Source organism: Paenibacillus tyrphae (genome assembly GCF_024158745.1).
GTDB classification, from domain to species: Bacteria; Bacillota; Bacilli; order Paenibacillales; family NBRC-103111; genus Paenibacillus_G; species Paenibacillus_G tyrfis_A.
Window position 1 is genome coordinate 206,572 of the sequence record NZ_JAMZAW010000009.1, and the last position, 19,658, is coordinate 226,229.

Here is a 19,658-nt window from a genome sequence, read left to right on the forward strand (position 1 = left end):
CGCGTGAACGGCTTCCTATGGCTCAGCCCAAGGCCAGGGTTTCTTCGCTGAAGGCAATTTGTTCGCCGGCGAGGCGATCCAGTGAGAAAAGCGGGACTAGCTCGGCCGCTTTTGCCGGTTCGGGGCGGTCGAGCAAGCCGGCTGCATAAGCCAAGTAGCCGATCACGCGTTCCGGCGGAACGCCGGCGGCGCGCAGAGCGGCAAGCGAGAGGCTGCGGTCCCGCTTGGACAGCCTGCCGCCCTCCGGCGTACAGAGCAGCGGGACGTGGCAGAAGCTCGGCGGGGCCGCCTCCAACATTTCGTACAGGACGAGCTGCCGCGGGGTCGAATCGAGAAGATCCGCCCCCCGCAGCACATCGGTGATCCCCATGGCCGCATCGTCGACGACGACCGCCAACTGGTAGCTGAATTGGCCGTCCGCGCGTTTGACGACAAAATCGCCAAGAGCGCCGGGCGGCACCTGCTGTACGCCCGCCATGCCGTCCTCGAAGGAGAAGGAGCGCTCCGGAACGGCCACACGCAAGGATGGGGCCTTATGCTTGGCTTTGCGCCTGCGCTCCTCTTCGCTGAGCGCCTTGCACAGCCCGGGATAAGCCGCGCCTTCCGAGGCAAGGCCGTGCGGGGCGCTGGCGATGGCGGTCAGCTCGGCCCGGCTGCAATAGCAAGGATAGAGCCGTCCGCTGCGCTGCAAGCGTTCGACGGCCTGCTCGTACAGCTCCAGCCGCTTGCTTTGCAGATAAGGGCTGTAAGGGCCGTCGGTGGCCGGACCTTCGTCCCAGTCCAGTCCCATCCAGGTTAAATCTTCTGCGATGAGCTGAGCATATTCCGGGCGGGAACGCGGCCCGTCGATATCCTCGATACGCAGCACGAACGTACCGGAGGCTTGTCGCATTTGCAGCCAGGCGAGCAGCGCCGTGAAGGCGTTGCCGATATGCATCGGTCCCGAAGGCGTCGGGGCGAACCGTCCGCGTCTCATCGAATCACCTCGCAGGTATACAAAAAAGAGCAGGATTTTCCCCTGCCCGGTTGTTTATGTATGATAAATGTCATGTTGCAAACAATGATATTAGTGGCGGAGCCGACGAGATGCTCTCCGTTTCACTCCGAGACTGCGAAGTAACGCTATCGAAGTGAACGCTCCGACGAACCCTGTGGGTTCTCATCCCTTGCAATGAAGTTAATCAATGGCGGAGCCGACGGGATTCGAACCCGCGGTCTCCTGCGTGACAGGCAGGCATGTTAGGCCTCTACACCACGGCTCCGCGTTAGGGACAAATATGATAATAACACGGCCGCCCGATTTTAGCAAGTAGCTCAGAGAGAAGCATAGGCCGGGTGAAGGAAGCCGTACCGGTCCCGGAAAATAATCCGCGGCCGCCCGTTTCCCAGTTCTTTCGGTTCCTGACTACAAATGGACACATTTCTGAAATTGAACGTTGGTTAGTCACAAAAAATTCACAAATGTCGAAATTTGTTTTTCCACGGCTCTCTCTTCGGAGGTATAATCTATAAGTATATAGGGTTCCGTTTCGACCTGTTCATGCTCCCGAAAATGTGAAAATTGTAACAAGCGTGAGGGAAGGCCTCCGAACGGGCTTCTCCTCGCTTCCTATATTTTCGAGAAAAACATGATGTTTGCATTGCCTGACCAGGTATCGACACAATTAACGGACTTCTATTCCAAAGTAAAGGAGGACGTTCTCTAATGTCAGTAGCATCCACTCAACAAGCGGTAGTTGCAGCCGAGCCCACCCGGGAATCCTTGGATGTGCTTGATCAGTTGATGAAGCCCGAGGTGCAGGAGTCTTTAACGGTGTTGGTCGAGAATTTGCCGAAGCTGGCGGAAATGGTGACCATCCTCACCAAAACGTACGATTTGGTGCAAAATGTGGCCACGGACCGCGTATTTATCGAAGACATCAAAGGCGGCGTCGAAGAATTCGTGAAGCCGATTCAGGACAAAGCCAAAGGTCTGGCGTCCGCGGCAATCGAAGCGAACGACCGTGCGCAAGAGGAGTCTGCGACGATCGGTCTGTTCGGTTTGCTCAAAATGCTGAAAGACCCGCAAGTACAAAAGATGTTCCGTTTTTCTCAGGCATTCTTGGATGTCTTGGCTGAGCGCCAACAGCAGCGTCAATAATATAGGAAAGCTGAATCAAGGAGCGGATGAACAGGATGGCTAAGCAAATTTTGATACTAGGCGGCGGATACGGCGGATTGCTGAGCGCCCTGACGGCGCGGCAGTACATGACGGCGGAAGAAGCGACGATTACGGTCGTTAACCGTTTTCCGACGCATCAGATTATTACGGAGCTGCACCGGCTGGCTGTAGGCAACTTGGCGGAGAAAGCCGTTGCCCTGCCACTGGAGAAGCTTTTGCGCGGTAAAAATATCAATCTTCAGATCGATACGGTCGAGACCATCCGTCCGGATGAGAAGCAAGTTCTTATGGCCAGTGGCAAAACGTACGAATACGATGTGCTCGTTATTGCTCTCGGCAGCGAAACGGCGTTCTTCGGCATTCCGGGACTGCAGGAGCACAGCTTTGTCCTGAAATCCGTAAACGACGCCAACCGTCTTCGCGCGCACGTGGAAGCACGCATCGACGAATACAGCCGTACGAAAAACAAAGCCGACGCGACGTTCGTTGTCGGCGGAGGCGGATTGACGGGCATCGAGCTTGTCGGCGAATTTGCGGACATGCTGCCACAGCTTTGCCGCAGCAAAGGTGTCGACTTTAACGATATTTCCCTGTATACCGTGGAAGCGGGTCCGTCCATTCTGGCCGGCTTCGCACAGGAGCTTGTCGAGCGTGCGCAAACGAGCCTCGAGAAGCGCGGCGTGAAGTTCTTGACCGGCGTTGCGATTACGGAAATGCAGGCGAATACGGTATTCCTGAAGGACGGCAGCTCCATCGAGACGAACACGCTCGTATGGACCGGCGGGGTTCAAGGCAACTCTGTCGTGGCCAACTGCGGTATCGAAGTCAACCGCGGCCGCGCAACGGTAACAGAAAACTTGCAATCCACGTCCCACAAAGACATCTTCCTCGCCGGGGACAGCGCGGTCGTTATGGGCAACGAAGGACGTCCTTACCCGCCGACGGCTCAATTGGCTTGGCAAATGGGCGAGACGATCGGACATAACATTTTCGCTTACTTCAACAACGCGCCGATGGATACGTTCACGCCGGTATTCTCCGGTACGCTGGCGAGCCTTGGCCGCAAAGATGCGATCGGCACGGTCGGCGGAAACAAAACGCGCCTCAAAGGCCTTCCGGCTTCGCTGATGAAAGAAGCAAGCAACATGCGCTATTTGACTCATATCAACGGTCTGTTCACATTGGCTTATTAATTTTTAACAAGAGGGTGCCCTGTCGGGTACCCTCTTTTGCTTACTACCGAGTGGGATTTCGCCGTTGTTGTCGTTGTCCCATCGTTGCTCTTGCGTTTTGGTTAGCATTCACTTACAATATGGTCATGATGAAGAAGCCGCATATCGATAGCAAGAAAAAGGATATTTTGCAGGCGGCCATGCGTCTGTTCGCGACCAAAGGGATCGACGGCATTTCCGTCAAAGAGATCGGGGATGCGGCGGGCGTTACGGATGCCGCCATTTATAAGCATTTTAAAAGCAAGCAGGCGATGGCGCTCGAAGCGTTCACTCATTACTGCGGCGGCTATACGCGCTTGATCGACTATATGGCGGGGCAGCCGGGGACGTTCCGCAGCCGGTTCCATCGCTTGATCGACGAAGTGCTGCGCATGCATGACGAGGACCAGTACGGCATGCTGCTGCTTGCCCAGCAGCACGAAATTTTCGTGGAAGCCAGCCGCGGCGAGGGGAGACAGCCGTCAGACGCCCTCGTTGCCTTCATCGAGCAAGGTATCGAGCGCGGAGAGCTTCCCGAGCAGGATGCCCGGTTGTCCGCCGTGCTGATTATCGGCGCATTCAACCAGATGGCGCTTTCTAGCCTGCACGGGGAGCTTCCGGCCCGCCTGGAGCCGCTGGCAGCGGAAGTGAAGCGGAGGTTTTCCCATTTATTAGGTCAGCTTTGACCTGAGCTTGTTGAGAAACCCGCTTCGCGTAGAAAACTCTCTGCATACGCCGGTAGGGTATATCCCTCCAGCCGCTCTTGAAACCCGTGAACTTGATTACAATTAGCGGTATTTTCACGGGTTTCAAAGGCGGACGTAAACTCTTACGGGATATACCCCACCTCTATTTGTCTGAGTTTTTCTACTTCCAGGGTTCCTCAACAGTCTAAGGTCAGCTTTGACCTTTTCTTTTTACATACAAAGTTAGTGAATGCTAACCAAAAGGAGCGAGTTCAGTCATGAAGAAAGTTTTGATCGTGCAAGGAAATCCGGTGGAGCACAGCTACGGATGGGCGCTTGGAGATGCTTACGCGGAGGGAGCCGCGGTTTCCGGGGCCGAGGTTCGGGTAATTCGTCTGGCGGAGCTGGACTTTAACCCGAATCTATCGGGCGGTTATAAAAATAAGCTTCCGCTGGAAGACGATCTGGTCAAGGCGCAGGAGTCGATCCGGTGGGCGGAGCATCTGGTCTTCACGTATCCGATCTGGTGGGGCGGTCCGCCTGCGCTGCTCAAGGGTTTTCTCGACCGAGTCTTCCTGCCGGGCTACGCTTTTAAATACAAGAAAGGCTCCTCGCTGCCCGATCAGCTGCTCAAAGACAGAACGGCGAGGCTGATCGTGACGATGGATGCGCCTGTCTGGTATTACAGGCTCGTGCAGGGTCAACCGGGTCATCGGATGATGAAGGTGTCCACGCTGCAGTTCTGCGGCATCCGGCCCGTCAAGGTAACCTCGATCGGGCAAGTCGGCAAGTTGACGGACATGGAGCGAGAGCATTGGCTGGTGAAAGTGAACCGTCTGGGACAAGCTTTGGCATAAGCGAAAAGAAGCCTGTACCTCCACGGGGGGGACACAGGCTTCTTGCGCAGATCAGTGGGAAGCCGCCGCTTCGGCCGCAGGGTCCAGCTTCTCCTTGCTCATCGCGAAGGCTGCAACCAGCGCCAAGCCTGCCGGGATCAGGCTCCAGGCAAACGTCAGGACGACCGATGACGACAGCCCTTCCGTGATCGTACCCAGCGCTTGCGAAGGGATCTGGGCGCGGGTGGCCGGGTCCAGCAGCGCATGCGGGTCGCTGAAGTCGATGCCCTTCGGGGCGGCGGCTTGACCGCTACCTGCAAAGGCATCCGTCAGCTTCCGGGTCAGCGCATGGCTTTGGATGATGCCGAATAGCGTGATGCCAAGCGTCATGCCAAGCGAACGAAGGAAATTGAGCGTAGACGTCGCCGCACCGCGCTGGCTGGCCGGGAACGAATGGATGGCCGCGTTGCTGAGCACGGAAAAGGAAGCTCCTATGCCGAGGCCCGTCAAGATCATGTACAGCGTGACGATAAAACGTGGCGATTCCGGCGTCAAGGTCGTGAGAAGGGCGAGACCCAGTACAAGCAGGGCCAGCGTCGGAATCATGATCGAGCGGAACGGTATCTTTGTCATCAAGAAACCGCCCAAGGTCGCCGTAACGACCGAGCTGAGCATCATCGGCAGCAGCATAAGGCCGGAATTGGTGGCCGTTCCGCCAAGCACGCCTTGAATGAAGATCGGAATGTACACGGAGGCCGTGATGAACGCCGCCCCGCTCAAGATCGCAACGGCATTGCTTGAGGCGTAAAGACGGTTCCGGAACATGCTGAACGAAATGATCGGTTCTTGGGCACGCTTTTCGACGAACAGGAACAGTAGGGTAAGGACCGCAAATCCGGCGAACAAGCCCAAGATTTGAACCGAGCCCCAGGCATACTGCTTGCCGCCGAGCTCCATCGCAAACATGAGGCAGACGACGGCTCCGACCAGCGTCATGGCACCCCACCAGTCGATCCGCTGCTTCGAGTGAACCGGCGATTCTTTATAGAAGAGCGCAATCATGACAAGCGAGATTAAGCCAAGCGGCAGGTTGATATAGAAAATCCAGCTCCAGTGGATGTAATCCGTAATGTAAGCCCCAAGCAGCGGGCCGAAAATACTGGACATGCCGAACACCGCGCCGAATAGCCCGCCGAGTTTTCCCCGGTTCTCCGGCGTGACGGTGTCGAACATGATCGTGAACGCAATTGGCACCAGGGCCCCGCCGCCAATGCCTTGAATCGCGCGGTAGATGCTTAATTGTACGATCGAAGTCGCCGTTCCGCAGAGAACGGAGCCGAGCATGAAGACGATGATCCCGAAGACGAAAAATCGTTTGCGTCCATACATATCGGATAGTTTGCCGAAGATCGGCATTCCTGCCATTTCCGCCACCATGTAAGCGGAGGTCGCCCAGACGAATTTATCGAGTCCGCCGAGTTCGCCGACGATCGTTCCGATCGCGGTCGCCATGATGGTATTGTCCATCGAGGCCATCAGGATCGCGAGAAGCAGCCCCGCTACGACCATCCCGGTTTTGTTGTTTGTTTTGCTCATAAGTCGATTGTCTACCTCCGATATGAAATGTTTTAAGCTTTATATACATACTATACCTTAGTCTAACTGACAACTGGATGTCAGGATTCAAAAGTTGGATATAAAGTTTTTTTGAAGATGAATCAAAAAAAAGAACCATGCACGTTAAAATCGCCGTGCATGGATGGAGACAAGCCTTACTTTTTCTTTACCCGAATATCAATTGTAAAAAGTCCAAAAACCGTTACCTTGATCATGCAGCTCATAGCCTCGGTTACCTCCTTCTTCGTAGTGGCAAAACAACAAGCAATCCCCCTGAAAACAGAGGGCGGTGACCCGAGGGCCACCTTGCCTCTCGATCCACCGCCATTTGAGAACATCTTTTTTTTATCAAAAAAAGACAAACTGGCAGCGGGATTCGAGAAGTGAACGGTTACTTCAAAAGAGCGCACGGACCGTGCATTCTTTTGAAGTCGTATTTTGGCATCCTGCAGGCAGACTTCACCCAGGTACATTGCCAAAATCATGTCGACGGTCGCCAGCAACATATGCTGGTGACACCACCATTACTTCCAAGGTGTAACCCTCGGATTTCTCGAATCTCCGCGATACCGGTTTGTCCTGTGGTCGTTTTGCCGTCCTACGCTCTTGTGCTCCCGAGGCGTCGGATGCTTCTCCTTAGAACGCTGCGAATCAACGAAAGATTATCTACCTTCGCTCAGCGAAGTCATTGCTCATTAAACGCACATGAATCGTGCTCATTGATCCTTGACCTCAACCTTGTCTTGGATACACCGGGCGGCTCTTGCGGGAATAGCGGGAGTCTTTCCTGCGAAAACACATTTCGGATGGTGCGAACCTCATGATCCATGAGACTCGGGGTTGATCCTTGCCCTGAATAGTTCCCCAAACCAGGGAATCCTATTTGTCTATTGCCTCCACGCGCGATATAAAAATATCACGCATGAAAATCATACCATATCTTCGAATGGGCCACAATGGGAACGGACGAAGGGCGCAGCATTCCGTCTTAAACAACAAAAACGCTCCCGCTCAATACACGAACGGAAGCGCCTTTATAACGAATCAATTCCCGTCTTCCTTGATGCGGAAGCTGCGGGCGATGTAGAGGACCGGCGTCGAAGCGACGGAGATGACGAACTTGAACAAGTAGGTCGTCAGCAAAATTTGCAGCCAGACATCCAGCGTATACACCCCGGCAAAAGCGATGGTGCAGAAGACCAGCGAGTCCACAAGCTGGCTGAGCCCCGTGCTGCCGTTCGTCCGGATCCAGAACTGGTTGTACACGGGAAACCGTTTCTTCAGATAGCTGTACACCCGCACGTCGAGGAACTGGCTGATAAAGTAGGCGCATAGACTTCCCGCGGCCAGCCGCGGCATTAAGCCGAATATCGTCTCAAGCGAGCTCTGCGCGATGTCGCTTTCCTGCGGCGTGAACACGAGCGCCATCTGCATGATGACCGTCGAAGCGACCAAGCTGAAAAAGCCAAACCATACCGCCTGCTTGGCTTCCTTCGTCCCATACTTCTCGTTGAGCAGGTCTGTCGACATGTAGATCGATGTGTAGACGGTGTTGCCGAGCGTCATGACGATGCCGAGCAACTCGATCGTTTTGACGACTTGGATATTGGCCAGCACGGTAGCGAAGCCGATCCAGGCGTACAGTCCTTTCTTCCCGAAAAAACGATAACAAAGCAGAAACAAAGCAAAATTCACGACGACAAACAAAATTCCCCATGCCAAATTAAACACGTACCGTTCCCCCTTAGTTTTGATAACGCGGGATGGTCTCGAACCGCGGATGGGCCGGAAGCCCGATCGAATAACAGAATAGCAGAAATGCCTAAGAAAAGGAATGGAACAATTTTACATAAAAATCCCCTGAAAGCCGCAGCATCGTTCGACAACGTGCGGTCCAGGGGATTTTCGAGCGATAAAGAATATACGGGTTCCGTAGAGAGGTCCCTTATTTCTTAGCAGCGAGCCAGTCGCTGATGGCACCGGTATCGGTGTCGGACAGCCTGCCTTTGAAGCCGGGCATCGCCCCTCGGCCATTCGCGACGATCGCTGCGATCTGGTCCTTGGAGTACTTGCCGCCTACCTTCGTCAGGTTGGGGCCGACGCCGCCTTCAAAATTGGCGCCATGACAGCTGAGGCAATTTTGCTTATAGATCGCTTGGGCATCCACGGTAACGGTTCCGCCTCCCGGGGCGGGGGTTGCGGCTCCTTGATCCGCAGGCGGCGTTTTGGCGGGTTGACCACAGGCAGACAGCGAAACGGCAAGGAGAAGGGCGACACATACGAATGTTTTGTTCATCTGGCGAGCTCCTTTGGAAGAATGCTTGAACTTGTCGGGCGGGGAACCCTGACCATCAACAAGCTGATCCCTTTTAAGTTTAGGGATGTCTGATCTAGGTTTTCCTGCGCCGTTTTTTTCATGCACGGGCTGCGGCGGACAAGACAGCTCGATCCAGGCTGCGGCCCTTGCTATAATAGAACTGGAACGGGAGCTTGTCCGTTCGAACAGGAGAAGGGGGAGAAGCGCATGCTTTTCATTGACAATAACGGCATTACCGATCCCGCATTGAACCTGGCGCTGGAGGAATACGCCTTGAAGCAGCTTCCGGCGGACCATGATTATTTGTTGTTTTATATCAATGAGCCGTCGATCATTATCGGGAAAAACCAGAATACGGCCGAGGAGATTAACCGGGAGTACGTCGAGGCCCGCGGCATTCATGTCGTGCGGCGTCTGTCCGGCGGCGGGGCGGTATACCACGATCTCGGCAACCTTAATTTCAGCTTCATTACGAAGGATGACGGCAAGTCCTTCCACAACTACCGCAAGTTCACCGAGCCGGTGATCCGGGCGCTGCATCGGCTTGGCGTCGAGGCGGAGCTGACGGGGCGCAATGACATCCAAGTCGGGGAACGGAAAATATCCGGCAACGCGCAGTTTGCCACCAAAGGGCGGATGTTTACCCATGGCACGCTGCTGTTCGATTCGCAGATGGACCATGTCGCGTCCGCGCTGAACGTCAATCCGGAGAAGTTCAAGTCGAAGGGCGTAAAGTCGGTCCGCAGCCGGGTGGCGAACATTACGGAATTTTTGAGCGGGCCGATGACGATTGAGGCGTTCAGGCAGCATCTGCTGGACTCGATCTTCGAAGGATCGGAGGTTCAGCGGTATGAGCTGAGCGCAGCCGACTGGGATGCGGTACGGCAGCTTGCGGACGAACGGTACCGGAGCTGGGATTGGAATTACGGCAAGTCCCCGGCGTTCAATGTTCACCGCGTGAAGCGCCTGTCTGCCGGCACGTTCGACGTCCGGCTGTACGTGGAAGCGGGAGTGATCCGAGAGGCCGCAGTATATGGCGATTTCTTCGGCCAGGGAGATGCGGCCGAGTTTGCTGCCAAGCTGCAAGGCGTCCGTTACGATACGGCTGCGCTGGCCGGGGTGCTGGACGATGTGAATCTGCAGCACTACTTCGGTCAGGTGACCAAGGACGAGTGGCTGGAACTGCTGTTATAAGCGCATGTTGGCTCGACGCTTCGGAAAAAATGATTGTAAACCAATCATTATCCGCCGGAACCTTCTCCACGATTGTATACTAAGAACTAAATATGGTAACGAAGTGGGGGACAGCGGATTGAAATTGACTGAGAAACAAGGACTCTCGGAGCAAGAATTGCGCGATATTCGGGCACTCGCAGACCTGTGCAACGCGGAGGACGGCATTACGCTGAAGCTGAACTGGGAAATGCTTTCCGAACGGCCGGCCGGGGTGACGAACGACTTTTTGATGTATGAAGGGGAAGAGCTTATCGGGTTTCTGGGAATCTACTCCTTCCGATCGACGGAAGCGGAAATCAGCGGCATGGTGCATCCGCAGCACCGGCGGAAGGGCGTGTTCACCCAACTGGCCGATGCGGCGACCGAAGAATGCAGACGCCGCGGGATTCCGAAGCTGATCTTTATATGTCAGGAGCGTTCGGTTTCGGGAAAAGCGTTCCTACAGGCCCGGGGAGCGGTCTATTCGTTCTCCGAGCATTGGATGGAGATGCGGGTGCCGGACGGGCAACCGCCGCAAGTTCCGGATACGCGGCAAGCGGAAGCTCTGGAACTCCGATTGGCGACGGCGGACGATGTCGAAGTGCTGACGGAGCTCGACATGCAGGGGTTCGATATATCGTACGAGGATGCCAAAGAATTCGTGGAGAAAACCGTAGCCGACGGGAAGGAGAACACGTATGTCGCGGAGCTGGGCGGCAAGCCGATCGGCAAGCTGAATGTACGTGTGGATGAAGGCGTCGCCTTTATTTTCGGTTTTTGCGTATTAACGGAGTACCGGGGACGCGGGTGCGGGCGGGAAATTTTGGCCCGGACGATTGAAGGCTTATACCGGGAAGGCGGGACGGTCCGCTTCGAGCTGGAGGTTGCGGCGGACAATCCCCGGGCGCTCGGGCTGTACGAGTCGTGCGGCTTCCGGGCGTTGAACGCGAACGATTATTATACGATTGAGCTCGGCGGATAGGCGGGGATCGATCGGGAGAAGAACGCAGGTGCCTCGGAACGGGAGGCCGCCTGCGTTCTTTTTTTAGCGTAAGGGTCGGCAAGCACGGCTTTAACGCACCGTTAGCCGCGGCTGTCGAGCGCATTTTGCATTGACTTTTAAACCTACATGTAACTATAATTGTTACAACAAGGGACCGCAGAATAGAGAGAAGATGCCTCTGTCCCCATTACGGATAAGAAAGAGATGTGTGGCTGTATGAATCGGGTAGGAAAGGTTGTTCTTGACCAAAATTGGGTTGCGACGCTGATGATGGACAATAAGCATCGGACGCAAAACGGAGGAGTAGGCTTATGAGCCGGATCGAAGCTTCGGCGCAAGGCTCCGTGCCGTCGCGCCGGATATGGATGGTGTTCATCTTAGGCTCGTTGTCCGCTTTCGGGCCGTTATCACTTGATATGTATTTGCCCGCATTGCCGAAGCTGGCGGACGAGCTGAGCAGCAGCACGTCGATGGCCCAGCTTAGCCTGACGGCTTGTCTGCTCGGGCTGGCTCTCGGCCAACTGTATGCCGGGCCGGTCAGCGACGTGCGCGGCCGGCGGCTGCCGCTGCTGATTGGCCTGATCCTCTACGGCGTGTCCTCGGTGCTCTGCGCCGTTGCACCATCCGCAGAGCTGTTGGTATTGCTGCGCTTTATCCAAGGGATGGCGGGCTCCGCAGGGATCGTCATTTCGCGGGCTATCGTGCGGGATATGTACTCGGGAACGGAGTTGACGAAGTTTTTCTCGCTGCTGATGCTGGTGAACGGGGCGGCGCCGATTCTTGCGCCCATCGTGGGCGGGCAGCTGCTGGAAGTCACCTCTTGGCGCGGCGTGTTTGTCGTGCTCGGCCTGATCGGCGTCCTGATGCTGATCGCGGTCGTACTGGCACTGCCGGAGACGCTGCCGCAGGAGCGGCGGTCCAAGGGAGGCTTGGGAAATACGCTGACGACGTTCCGCCGTCTCCTGGGCGACCGGACGTTCATGGGCTATGCCTTGGCGCAGGGCTTCGTCATTGCCGCCATGTTCGCCTACATTTCGGGCTCACCCTTCGTGCTTCAGGATATTTTCGGCGTGTCGCCGCAGATGTTCAGTGTCTGCTTCGCAATTAACGGCCTCGGCATTATTCTTGCAGGGCAGGTCACGGGCCGGCTGGCCGGGCGGGTCAGCGATAAGCGGCTGCTGGTCAGCGGGCTGGCGCTCGCTTCGGTCGCCGGTGTGGCGCTGCTGCTTGCGATCGTGTCGGGAGCCGGACTGTATGCGATTCTGGTGCCTCTGTTCTTCGTCGTATCCAGCGTCGGGATCGTGTCCACGGCAGGTTTCTCGCTGGCGATGCGCAACCAGAGCGAAGCGGCGGGAAGCGCCTCGGCTCTGCTCGGCGTACTATCGTTCATCTTCGGCGGGATTGTGGCGCCGCTGGTCGGCATCGCCGGCAATCAAACTGCCGTGCCGATGGGGATCGTGATCGCCGCAGCCGATGTCAGCTCCGTGCTGTGCTATTTGCTGCTCGTGCGGCGGTATGAAAATAAAGCTTAATTGTTAAGAGTCTTCCGCAGCATGGGGCACCCCTCATGGCGGAGGGCTTTTTTGTATATTTTGCAGCTTGGACCGCCGGGAAAAATATCGAAAAATCGCGTAGCAAAGCGCTTCAGCGGATAAAATCGTTTCACGGGGAACATTGTCGGAAAAAGTCTTTTTCCGGGTGCAGGAAACCATTTTTACAGCGCGAATTTATCGGTATATACATATGATACGCCTGCCTGCATCGGAAGCAGGTTCGTACGTGATTCGGCAGCTCAGGAGCGGAATCCCCCTTCATTACGGCGTGCTGTCGAAATCCGCTTTGTAGAATCCTGTTATTCGACATGGCGAAGGAGAGAGATCGAGTGAGGTTTTGGTTCCAATTCCGCAAGATGTTTTTCTCCGTGTTCCTAATCCGTATGAGAACCTTGTCGATCGCCACGGGGCTGCTGGTGCTCACAAGCTCGGTTCTTATGCCGATTCTGGAGCCGGAGCAGTTTCCCCGGTTTTACGACGGACTGTGGTGGACGGTCGTTACGCTCGCGACGGTCGGCTATGGGGACACGTTTCCGAAAACCGATCTTGGCCGATTGTGGGGCATTCTGCTCATTGTCGGCGGGGTCGGTTTGTTTACCTTATTTATCGGGAGGCTCTATGAAATGCTGGTCGAACGGCAAGAGAGAAGGAAGAACGGAGACTTGGATTATACGAAGCACGGCGGCGGCCATGTCGTCGTCATCGGCTGGAGCGGCCGCGCCCGGATCACGATCAAAAATATTCTCAAAAACGAGCCGTCTACAGACGTCGTGCTGATCGATGATCGGCTCGCCACAGCGCCGCTGGACGAACATAACTTCTTGTTTATCCGGGGGATTCCTTCCAAGGACAAAACCTTGCACCGCGCCCGGTTGGCGGAAGCTAGGGAGATCCTCATTTTTGCCGACGAATCGCTGAAGGTGGAGAACCCGTACAATGCCGATGCCCGCACGGCGTTCATTCTGACAAGCGTCGAACGAATAGCGGGGAACGTGCGGACTACGCTGGAAGTGGTGCTCGAAGAAAATCTCGCCAATTTCACGAAAATCGCTTCCGACACGCATTTCAAAATATCCGACCAGTCGTTCGCCGAGCAAATGTATTCGGGGCCCAAGCGAAAGGCGGCGGACCGGTAAAACAAACAACCCCTTCTTCCATTACGGATCGAAGGGGTTGTCTGCGGGGCAAATCGATTGCTCGCGAGAAGACGCTAGGCGCTCGGAATCAGTTTACCCACTGCACGATTTGATCAAGCGATTGTCTCGTTTTGGGGCGGGGTTCGCTCACGCGGTAGCCGAATGCGACCATGCAGGAAATACCGAAGTTGCCTTGAAGAATTCCTTCTTCCCGAAGCACCTGCTCTGCTTTGGCTTTGTCGAACCCTTCGATCGGGCACGAATCGATGCCGATTTGAGCGGCTGACGTCATCATGTTACCCAGAGCAATATAGGTCTGCCGGGCTGCCCATTCGAACATCACGCGCTCGTTATCGAGCAGTTGGAAGTCCGTTTCCTGGAACTTGCCATAGATCTTGGTATAGTTGGCGCGGATCTCTTCCGGGAATTGCTTGACGTTCGTCAGCATGTTTTGAATATAGTCCGAATCGGCGACCATATCGGCTTTCGTCCGGGACAGGATAATGACAAAATGGCTGGAGGTCGGCAGCTGCTTGGACGCTCCCCAAGTGACCGGCAGCAGCTTTTCGCGGATCGCCGGATTCTGCACGACGACAAATTTCCACGGCTCGAAGCCGAAGGAGCTTGGCGACAACCGCCCGGTTTCCAGAATGAACTGGAAATCGGCGTCGCTGATCTTTTTGCTGCTGTCGAATTCCTTGCACGCATGTCTGAACTGAAACGCCTCTATAATTTGCTGTTTTCTTGCTTCCATAAGTAATGCCTCGCTTTCGGATAATATTAGTTCCTGTTCAGCATTATAACCTTTCGTATCCGAATGCGTAAGTACGCACATTTTTGTTATATAGTTCCCATTTGTATACTGTAATGACAAAGAGGCCGCGGGAGTAGTCTCCCGGACCTCTTCTTTCCACACCCTCCCGCACGGGGTGGGCGACAACATAAAGGGTTAAGACGCGGCGGCCTTGGCTTCCCGGGCGAACTCGACGCGCACCTTGAAATAGTCCCCGTCGATGTCGATGCGAAGCTGTCCGCCTTGCAGCTCGACGATGCTCTTGGCAATGGCGAGCCCGAGGCCCGAGCCTTCGGTATTCCGCGACGTATCGCCCCGTTTGAACCGTTCGAAAATTTCGTCCACCTCGAAGTTAAGCTCATAGGCGGCAACGTTGTTGATCGTGAAGACGACTTTGTCCGCTTCCTCGGTTAACGCGAGGTGAACTCGGGTATGCGGCATCGCGTATTTGAGCGCATTGCTGATCAAGTTCTCAAAGACGCGCCATGTCTTGCGCCCGTCCAGCGGAGCGGTTACCTTCGGGTTATCCACCCGGACGCGGAAGGTGAGCGTGGAAGCTTCGATCTTGTCGCTGAATTCGGCCAGCGCCTGCTGCAGCAGGTCGGCGACGTTGACGTGCTCCACCGCCAATTCGACGGACCCGCTCGCCATCTTGGACGCTTCGAACAAATCGTCGATCAGCACCTTCAGCCGCTGCGTTTTCCGGTCCAGCACCTCGACATAGCTCGCGACCGTCTCCGGAGGCAGGTCCTTATGCTTGAGCAAATCGACGTAATTCATGATCGAGGTGAGCGGCGTCTTCAGATCGTGGGATACGTTCGTAATCAGCTCGGACTTCAGACGCTCGCTCTTCGTCTCGCGTTCGACGGATGTCTTAATGCTTTGCTTGATGTTGTTCAGCAGGTGCGCCAGCCGGGCCAGATTGCCACGGCCCTTCTCCTCAATCGTATGGTCGAACCGGCCGGAGGCAATCGCTTCCGCGCCGGTTAGGATGCGGGAGAAAGTCAGGATTCGGCGGAACAGGTAAGGAATGACGACGAACGTATAAAAGAGAACATATCCTACCGAGAAGGAAAATATGTTGTAAAAGTAACGGAAGCTAGTGAATCTGATATAATTCATAACATTGAACAGGAAGACGCCGAACAACACAGTCATAACGAAGATCAAGACGGCCTTCGTCAGAATATGTCGATCTACCAGTTTAGCCTGGACATAGTCTTGCAGCTTGCGGTATAGCCCTGCCTCCCACTGCTCCCGGAGCGCCTGCGGATTTCGGAGCAGTAGCACAGTATCGGCAAGCAAGAGTCCCAAACAGCCGATCAGCAGCGCCAGCAGCGTGCATTGTGCGAAATGGCCCGGACCGACAGGCAGCCGGAATAAGGCGGCGGAGCTTCCATAGCTAAACGCAAACATCGTGAGAACATAGAGGAGCAGCCAACGGAGCTCCAGCGGAATCAAGTGAATGACGGCTGTATAGTTCTGCTGCACAACTTCGATCCCATAACGATTTCGGCGCAAGTAAAAGATCAACGCGGCAGTGGCCACCACGACGGCCCCCAGCAGGTACAGCTCATAAATTAACCGCTGCCGCAGCGTATTGAAGTAAGCGTGGTCGGCTATCATTTGACTGAAGCCGCGGGGCTCCTTCGGAAAAAGAAAAATGCCTTCCAGCCGATACTGTTGGAAAGAACGGTTGATCGATTGCAAAGCGCCGCCTTCCAACGTCGTTTGCGGTAAGCGGATGGCATAAAACGCTTCCTGCATGTCCGTGTGACCCGGATACCCGCTCTTATTGGAATACTTCTCGCCGGTTTCGAGGTCATTGACATAATATTCAAAGGAGCCGCTGCGGGCCGATAAGCTGTGTTTGACGGCAGCGTATTGTTTGTTATGAAAATCAAGATAGTTCTTGATTTCCTTCTCGATCCGTTCGTTCTTTTCCCGCTCTGCGTTCGGTGAAATTTTAGCCTCTGTGTCTTGCATTAAGGCAATTTCTTTTTTTATACTCGCAATTTTAGCCTCGATGTCAGAGTCTGGAGCATATTCAGAGTAGCGGTCCAACAACGCCTGCAGGTTTTGGATTTGCTCCTGCACCTCTGCCCGTCTTTGCTCTACTTCGATATTTTTCATCGTTTCGTAATGCCTTGTCCACTGCTCCATTCGGGCCTGCCCGATCTTCTCGGCATCGGTCTTCTCCTCGTAATGGTTATAGACCACATGAACGTTCCGGAAAAGATTGAAATGCTGCTGAAGCTGCTCGTAGAAGGCCGGAGAGCGAAAGTAATAATCCTTTTGAAGATATTCCTGATTTTTTACCACGTCCGAGGCTGTCATGACACCAAGCACAATAAGGTAAGAGAGCAAGCCCCAAGCCAGCCAAGGGACGAGCTTACTTCTCGATTTTGTAGCCAATGCCCCACACCACCTTCAAATATTTGGGCTCCCGCGGGTTGATCTCGATTTTCTCGCGGATTCGCCGCACGTGCACCGCTACCGTATTCTCGCCGTTGAAATACGGCTCTTTCCATACCTTTTCATAAATCTCCTCTATCGAAAACACACGGCCCCGATGCTCGATCAAGAGCTCAAGGATTCTATATTCGGTCGCCGTCAGCCGGACTTCCTCCTGATCCACAAAGACGGTTTTGCTGCGTTTGTTCAGCACGAGGCCCCGGACTTCGATCTCGTCCTCGTTTGCCTTGTAATGGCCCAGAAGCGTGTAGCGTCGAAGCTGGGACTTCACCCGGGCGGTCAGCTCCAGCGGATTGAAGGGCTTGCACAAATAATCGTCCGCGCCGACGGTCAGCCCCAAGATTTTGTCCGTATCCTCGGATTTGGCGGACAGCATGAGAATCGGAATATTGCGGCTTTCGCGGATTTTGAACGTGGTTTGAATGCCGTCCAAGCCGGGCATCATGACGTCCAGAATGATCAGATGGATATCTTCCTTCTCCAGAATGTCCAAAGCCTCCAAGCCGTGGCTCGCTTTGAACACGTTCATATTCTCGTTCTTCAAATAGATTTCGATGGCGTCCCGAATCTCCGGTTCATCGTCGGCCACCAGCACATTGTACTTCTGCATCATCGTACTCCTTGAATGCTGCATTCGAATTTACGGCTGCTTGCAAGCGCATATGTCTATATTAAAGGAGACTTTTGTCAAAAAAGCTACCCGTTTTCTTACAAATTTCTTACGAAGCAGGGGAAAGGGTTAAATCAAGTTGATTGGTGTATGGAGAAATATGGAAAGTTAAGCTAAAATGATAGAAGGACGAAACGGGAACCTAAATTTAAAGAAGCAGGAGTCAAACCCATGCAACCCATAACAAGGGAAAAAATAAAATTGATGAAGCATGTTCTGGAAGAAGACCCTTTTTATTTGGTGATTGGGGATATTCAGGAAGAGTCCGATCCCGATCCGGATGTGAAGAAAGACGCTCTGCAAACCTATCACGAGTTCTTGAACGAGTATTCGTCTTTGAGGTGCGGAAGCGTTGTACTTTTTGGCCGGAAGGAGCTGCCGGACTATCAATTTCCCGCAGCGGATATGCCCGGCGGATTCGAAGAATGGGTATGCATCGGGAAGATCGAGCCTTATCCGTTATATATAAATAAACAGAACGGACGAATCAGTTGTTTGACCGGCGATCCGGGAACGGAAATGAAAATCCGGCATTATGGAGATTTTCAGGAGTTTTTGGAAAGCTATGTTTTCGGTGAAAAATACGTCGAAATCGGAGGCAGAGACGATTGGTATGACCTGCTGAAGCAACGAGGCCTCCCCAGCTCTTGACCTTCACCCTAATTAAATTTATACTAAGTCTAAATACTAATAAGGGGTGAGCCTGATGAGCAGATTGAATTTAACCACGCAGCGCAAAGCGATTCTGGATCTTGTCCAAAGCTGCGAGGATCATCCGACGGCCGCCGAGATTATGGAACGGCTGCGTATGAACGGTCACCAATTTGCTTATGGCACGGTGTACAACTCGCTTCGATACTTGACGGATGCGGGGTTGATTCGGGAACTCAAGCTGGGGGAAACCGCCAGCCGTTACGATGGAAGAACGGAAGACCATTACCATATCGTGTGTAAGAAGTGCGGACGGGTCGATGAAGTGCTGTCCGCGCCGCCCGCCGAATGGATTCGGGAGGTTGCGGCGAAAACGAACTACGACGTGCACCACAGTCAAGTCGTCTTCGAGGGGGTATGCTATTCATGCAAACATCCGAACGCGTAATGCAGCCGCTCATGCGGATGGGTTATTCACAAACCGAGGGCACCGGAATGGCCGATGCGGAGCGGCTTGACGACAGCCAAGCGGCTCCTACGGCTTCAAGCGCAGGAGAAACGGCCAGCACGAGGCCTTTCCTGTGCGCCGAAACGAAGCGCGTGGTCGTCATCAGTCCGTTCCCCGGCTCGCTGCATCCGCTGATTAACGGACTGGCGGGCGAGTGCTACGACGTTCTCGTGTTTCACCGGTTCGAGGCCCAGGTCATGAATGCGTTGGCCGTCGATCTGTTCGTGTTCGACGTGACAACGGCCGACTGGGAAGGCGTGGCCGGCATTCGGGAGGCACTCGCTTCCGATCCGAAGAAGCAGGCCCGTTCGGTGCTGCTGGTCGGCGAGCGGGAGATGGCGGATAACAGCTTCATCGGACTCGGGGAGCTGCAGCCGTGGCCGACGGGTCTGCAGGAGGCGATGTACCGGATCGAGCTCAAGCTCAGCGGTCTGGCCGATGCGGAAGAAGGGAACAGCGTCGGCACCTTCAAGGATTTGCAGATCGACACCAAGAAGATGACCGTTCTGCGCGGCGGCAGCCGTATCGAATGCACGAAGACGGAATATGAGATTTTACTGATGCTGCTTGAAGCGCAAGGGGCCGTGATGTCGCGCGACGAGATCATGAACCGCATCTGGGGCAGCTCGTTTGTCGGCGGCAGCAACGTCGTCGACGTTCATGTGAAAAGCTTGCGCAAAAAGCTGGGCGACAATCCCGCCGCACCGCAGTACATCGCAACGGTGCGCGGGGTCGGATACAGGCTGGCCGACTGAATAGTCGGCCGCCCGCTTCATCCGATCTTCATGAAAAACTCACGGAATGCTCATGATTCGGTCATGCAGCG

19 protein-coding genes and 1 tRNA gene are annotated in these 19,658 nt (G+C 54.8%); 11 read left to right on the forward strand and 9 right to left on the reverse strand.

Going from position 1 to position 19,658, the window contains the following annotated elements; translation table 11 throughout:
* Nucleotides 1-22: 22 nt before the first annotated feature.
* A complete protein-coding gene (gene gluQRS / locus NI000_RS15500; RefSeq protein WP_253411982.1) occupies nucleotides 23-976 on the reverse strand; it encodes a tRNA glutamyl-Q(34) synthetase GluQRS in 954 nt (317 codons plus the stop codon).
* 209 nt (nucleotides 977-1,185) lie between these two features.
* Nucleotides 1,186-1,262 (reverse strand) — tRNA-Asp (locus tag NI000_RS15505).
* Nucleotides 1,263-1,705: 443 nt separating this feature from the next.
* Between NI000_RS15505 and NI000_RS15510 the strand changes: the two genes are divergently transcribed.
* The 4 genes from NI000_RS15510 (at nucleotide 1,706) to NI000_RS15525 (ending at nucleotide 4,915) form a co-directional block, all read left to right on the forward strand.
* On the forward strand, nucleotides 1,706-2,140 hold the full coding sequence (locus tag NI000_RS15510; protein WP_253411984.1) for a DUF1641 domain-containing protein: 435 nt from the start codon (nucleotides 1,706-1,708) through the stop codon (nucleotides 2,138-2,140).
* Nucleotides 2,141-2,175: 35 nt separating this feature from the next.
* Nucleotides 2,176-3,354 (forward strand): NAD(P)/FAD-dependent oxidoreductase, encoded by a 1,179-nt coding sequence (locus NI000_RS15515; protein WP_253411986.1) that lies wholly within the window; start codon nucleotides 2,176-2,178, stop codon nucleotides 3,352-3,354.
* Between the two features lie 125 nt (nucleotides 3,355-3,479).
* The gene (locus NI000_RS15520) at nucleotides 3,480-4,058 is read left to right on the forward strand and encodes a TetR/AcrR family transcriptional regulator (RefSeq protein WP_253411988.1); all 579 of its coding nucleotides are present in this window, start codon (nucleotides 3,480-3,482) and stop codon (nucleotides 4,056-4,058) included.
* Between the two features lie 278 nt (nucleotides 4,059-4,336).
* A complete protein-coding gene (locus NI000_RS15525; RefSeq protein ID WP_253411990.1) occupies nucleotides 4,337-4,915 on the forward strand; it encodes an NAD(P)H-dependent oxidoreductase in 579 nt (192 codons plus the stop codon).
* 51 nt (nucleotides 4,916-4,966) lie between these two features.
* Here the strand turns inward: NI000_RS15525 and NI000_RS15530 are convergent, their stop codons facing one another.
* The 4 genes from NI000_RS15530 to NI000_RS15545 all read right to left on the reverse strand — a co-directional run bounded on the left by NI000_RS15530 (nucleotide 4,967) and on the right by NI000_RS15545 (nucleotide 8,807).
* Nucleotides 4,967-6,490 carry an MDR family MFS transporter gene (locus tag NI000_RS15530; protein WP_253411992.1) on the reverse strand — a complete coding sequence of 508 codons (1,524 nt, stop codon included), beginning with the start codon at nucleotides 6,488-6,490 and terminating at the stop codon, nucleotides 4,967-4,969.
* Between the two features lie 176 nt (nucleotides 6,491-6,666).
* Complete coding sequence (locus NI000_RS15535) at nucleotides 6,667-7,017, reverse strand: hypothetical protein (RefSeq protein WP_253411994.1); 351 nt, start codon at nucleotides 7,015-7,017, stop codon at nucleotides 6,667-6,669.
* A gap of 538 nt (nucleotides 7,018-7,555) precedes the next feature.
* Nucleotides 7,556-8,242 carry a queuosine precursor transporter gene (locus NI000_RS15540; RefSeq protein ID WP_253411996.1) on the reverse strand — a complete coding sequence of 229 codons (687 nt, stop codon included), beginning with the start codon at nucleotides 8,240-8,242 and terminating at the stop codon, nucleotides 7,556-7,558.
* Nucleotides 8,243-8,456: 214 nt separating this feature from the next.
* Nucleotides 8,457-8,807 (reverse strand): c-type cytochrome, encoded by a 351-nt coding sequence (locus tag NI000_RS15545; RefSeq protein WP_253411997.1) that lies wholly within the window; start codon nucleotides 8,805-8,807, stop codon nucleotides 8,457-8,459.
* Nucleotides 8,808-9,035: 228 nt separating this feature from the next.
* Between NI000_RS15545 and NI000_RS15550 the strand changes: the two genes are divergently transcribed.
* From NI000_RS15550 to NI000_RS15565, 4 genes are all read left to right on the forward strand, one after another.
* Nucleotides 9,036-10,022, forward strand: a complete 987-nt coding sequence (locus NI000_RS15550) for a lipoate--protein ligase (protein ID WP_253411999.1) — start codon at nucleotides 9,036-9,038, stop codon at nucleotides 10,020-10,022.
* Between the two features lie 118 nt (nucleotides 10,023-10,140).
* Nucleotides 10,141-11,025, forward strand: coding sequence for a GNAT family N-acetyltransferase (locus NI000_RS15555; protein ID WP_253412001.1), 885 nt, complete (start codon nucleotides 10,141-10,143; stop codon nucleotides 11,023-11,025).
* A 332-nt stretch (nucleotides 11,026-11,357) separates the two neighbouring features.
* Nucleotides 11,358-12,578, forward strand: coding sequence for a multidrug effflux MFS transporter (locus tag NI000_RS15560; protein ID WP_253412003.1), 1,221 nt, complete (start codon nucleotides 11,358-11,360; stop codon nucleotides 12,576-12,578).
* A 350-nt stretch (nucleotides 12,579-12,928) separates the two neighbouring features.
* Nucleotides 12,929-13,735 carry a potassium channel family protein gene (locus NI000_RS15565; protein ID WP_253412005.1) on the forward strand — a complete coding sequence of 269 codons (807 nt, stop codon included), beginning with the start codon at nucleotides 12,929-12,931 and terminating at the stop codon, nucleotides 13,733-13,735.
* An 88-nt stretch (nucleotides 13,736-13,823) separates the two neighbouring features.
* Here the strand turns inward: NI000_RS15565 and NI000_RS15570 are convergent, their stop codons facing one another.
* The 3 genes from NI000_RS15570 to NI000_RS15580 all read right to left on the reverse strand — a co-directional run bounded on the left by NI000_RS15570 (nucleotide 13,824) and on the right by NI000_RS15580 (nucleotide 17,613).
* Nucleotides 13,824-14,489: an NAD(P)H-dependent oxidoreductase gene (locus tag NI000_RS15570; protein WP_253412007.1), complete on the reverse strand. Its 666-nt coding sequence runs from the start codon at nucleotides 14,487-14,489 to the stop codon at nucleotides 13,824-13,826.
* A 195-nt stretch (nucleotides 14,490-14,684) separates the two neighbouring features.
* Nucleotides 14,685-16,943, reverse strand: coding sequence for a sensor histidine kinase (locus NI000_RS15575; protein ID WP_253412009.1), 2,259 nt, complete (start codon nucleotides 16,941-16,943; stop codon nucleotides 14,685-14,687).
* The gene (locus NI000_RS15580; RefSeq protein WP_253412011.1) at nucleotides 16,921-17,613 is read right to left on the reverse strand and encodes a response regulator transcription factor; all 693 of its coding nucleotides are present in this window, start codon (nucleotides 17,611-17,613) and stop codon (nucleotides 16,921-16,923) included. Before NI000_RS15580 ends, NI000_RS15575 begins: the two co-directional genes overlap by 23 nt.
* Before the next feature lie 264 nt (nucleotides 17,614-17,877).
* Here NI000_RS15580 and NI000_RS15585 point away from each other — a divergent pair, with 264 nt between their 5' ends.
* From NI000_RS15585 to NI000_RS15595, 3 genes are read left to right on the forward strand one after another with little or no spacing between them, the layout of a single operon-like run.
* Nucleotides 17,878-18,324, forward strand: coding sequence for a hypothetical protein (locus NI000_RS15585; protein WP_253412013.1), 447 nt, complete (start codon nucleotides 17,878-17,880; stop codon nucleotides 18,322-18,324).
* Between the two features lie 55 nt (nucleotides 18,325-18,379).
* Nucleotides 18,380-18,772, forward strand: coding sequence for a Fur family transcriptional regulator (locus tag NI000_RS15590; RefSeq protein ID WP_088832162.1), 393 nt, complete (start codon nucleotides 18,380-18,382; stop codon nucleotides 18,770-18,772).
* Nucleotides 18,751-19,587, forward strand: coding sequence for a response regulator transcription factor (locus NI000_RS15595; RefSeq protein ID WP_253412015.1), 837 nt, complete (start codon nucleotides 18,751-18,753; stop codon nucleotides 19,585-19,587). Before NI000_RS15590 ends, NI000_RS15595 begins: the two co-directional genes overlap by 22 nt.
* Nucleotides 19,588-19,658: the final 71 nt, after the last annotated feature.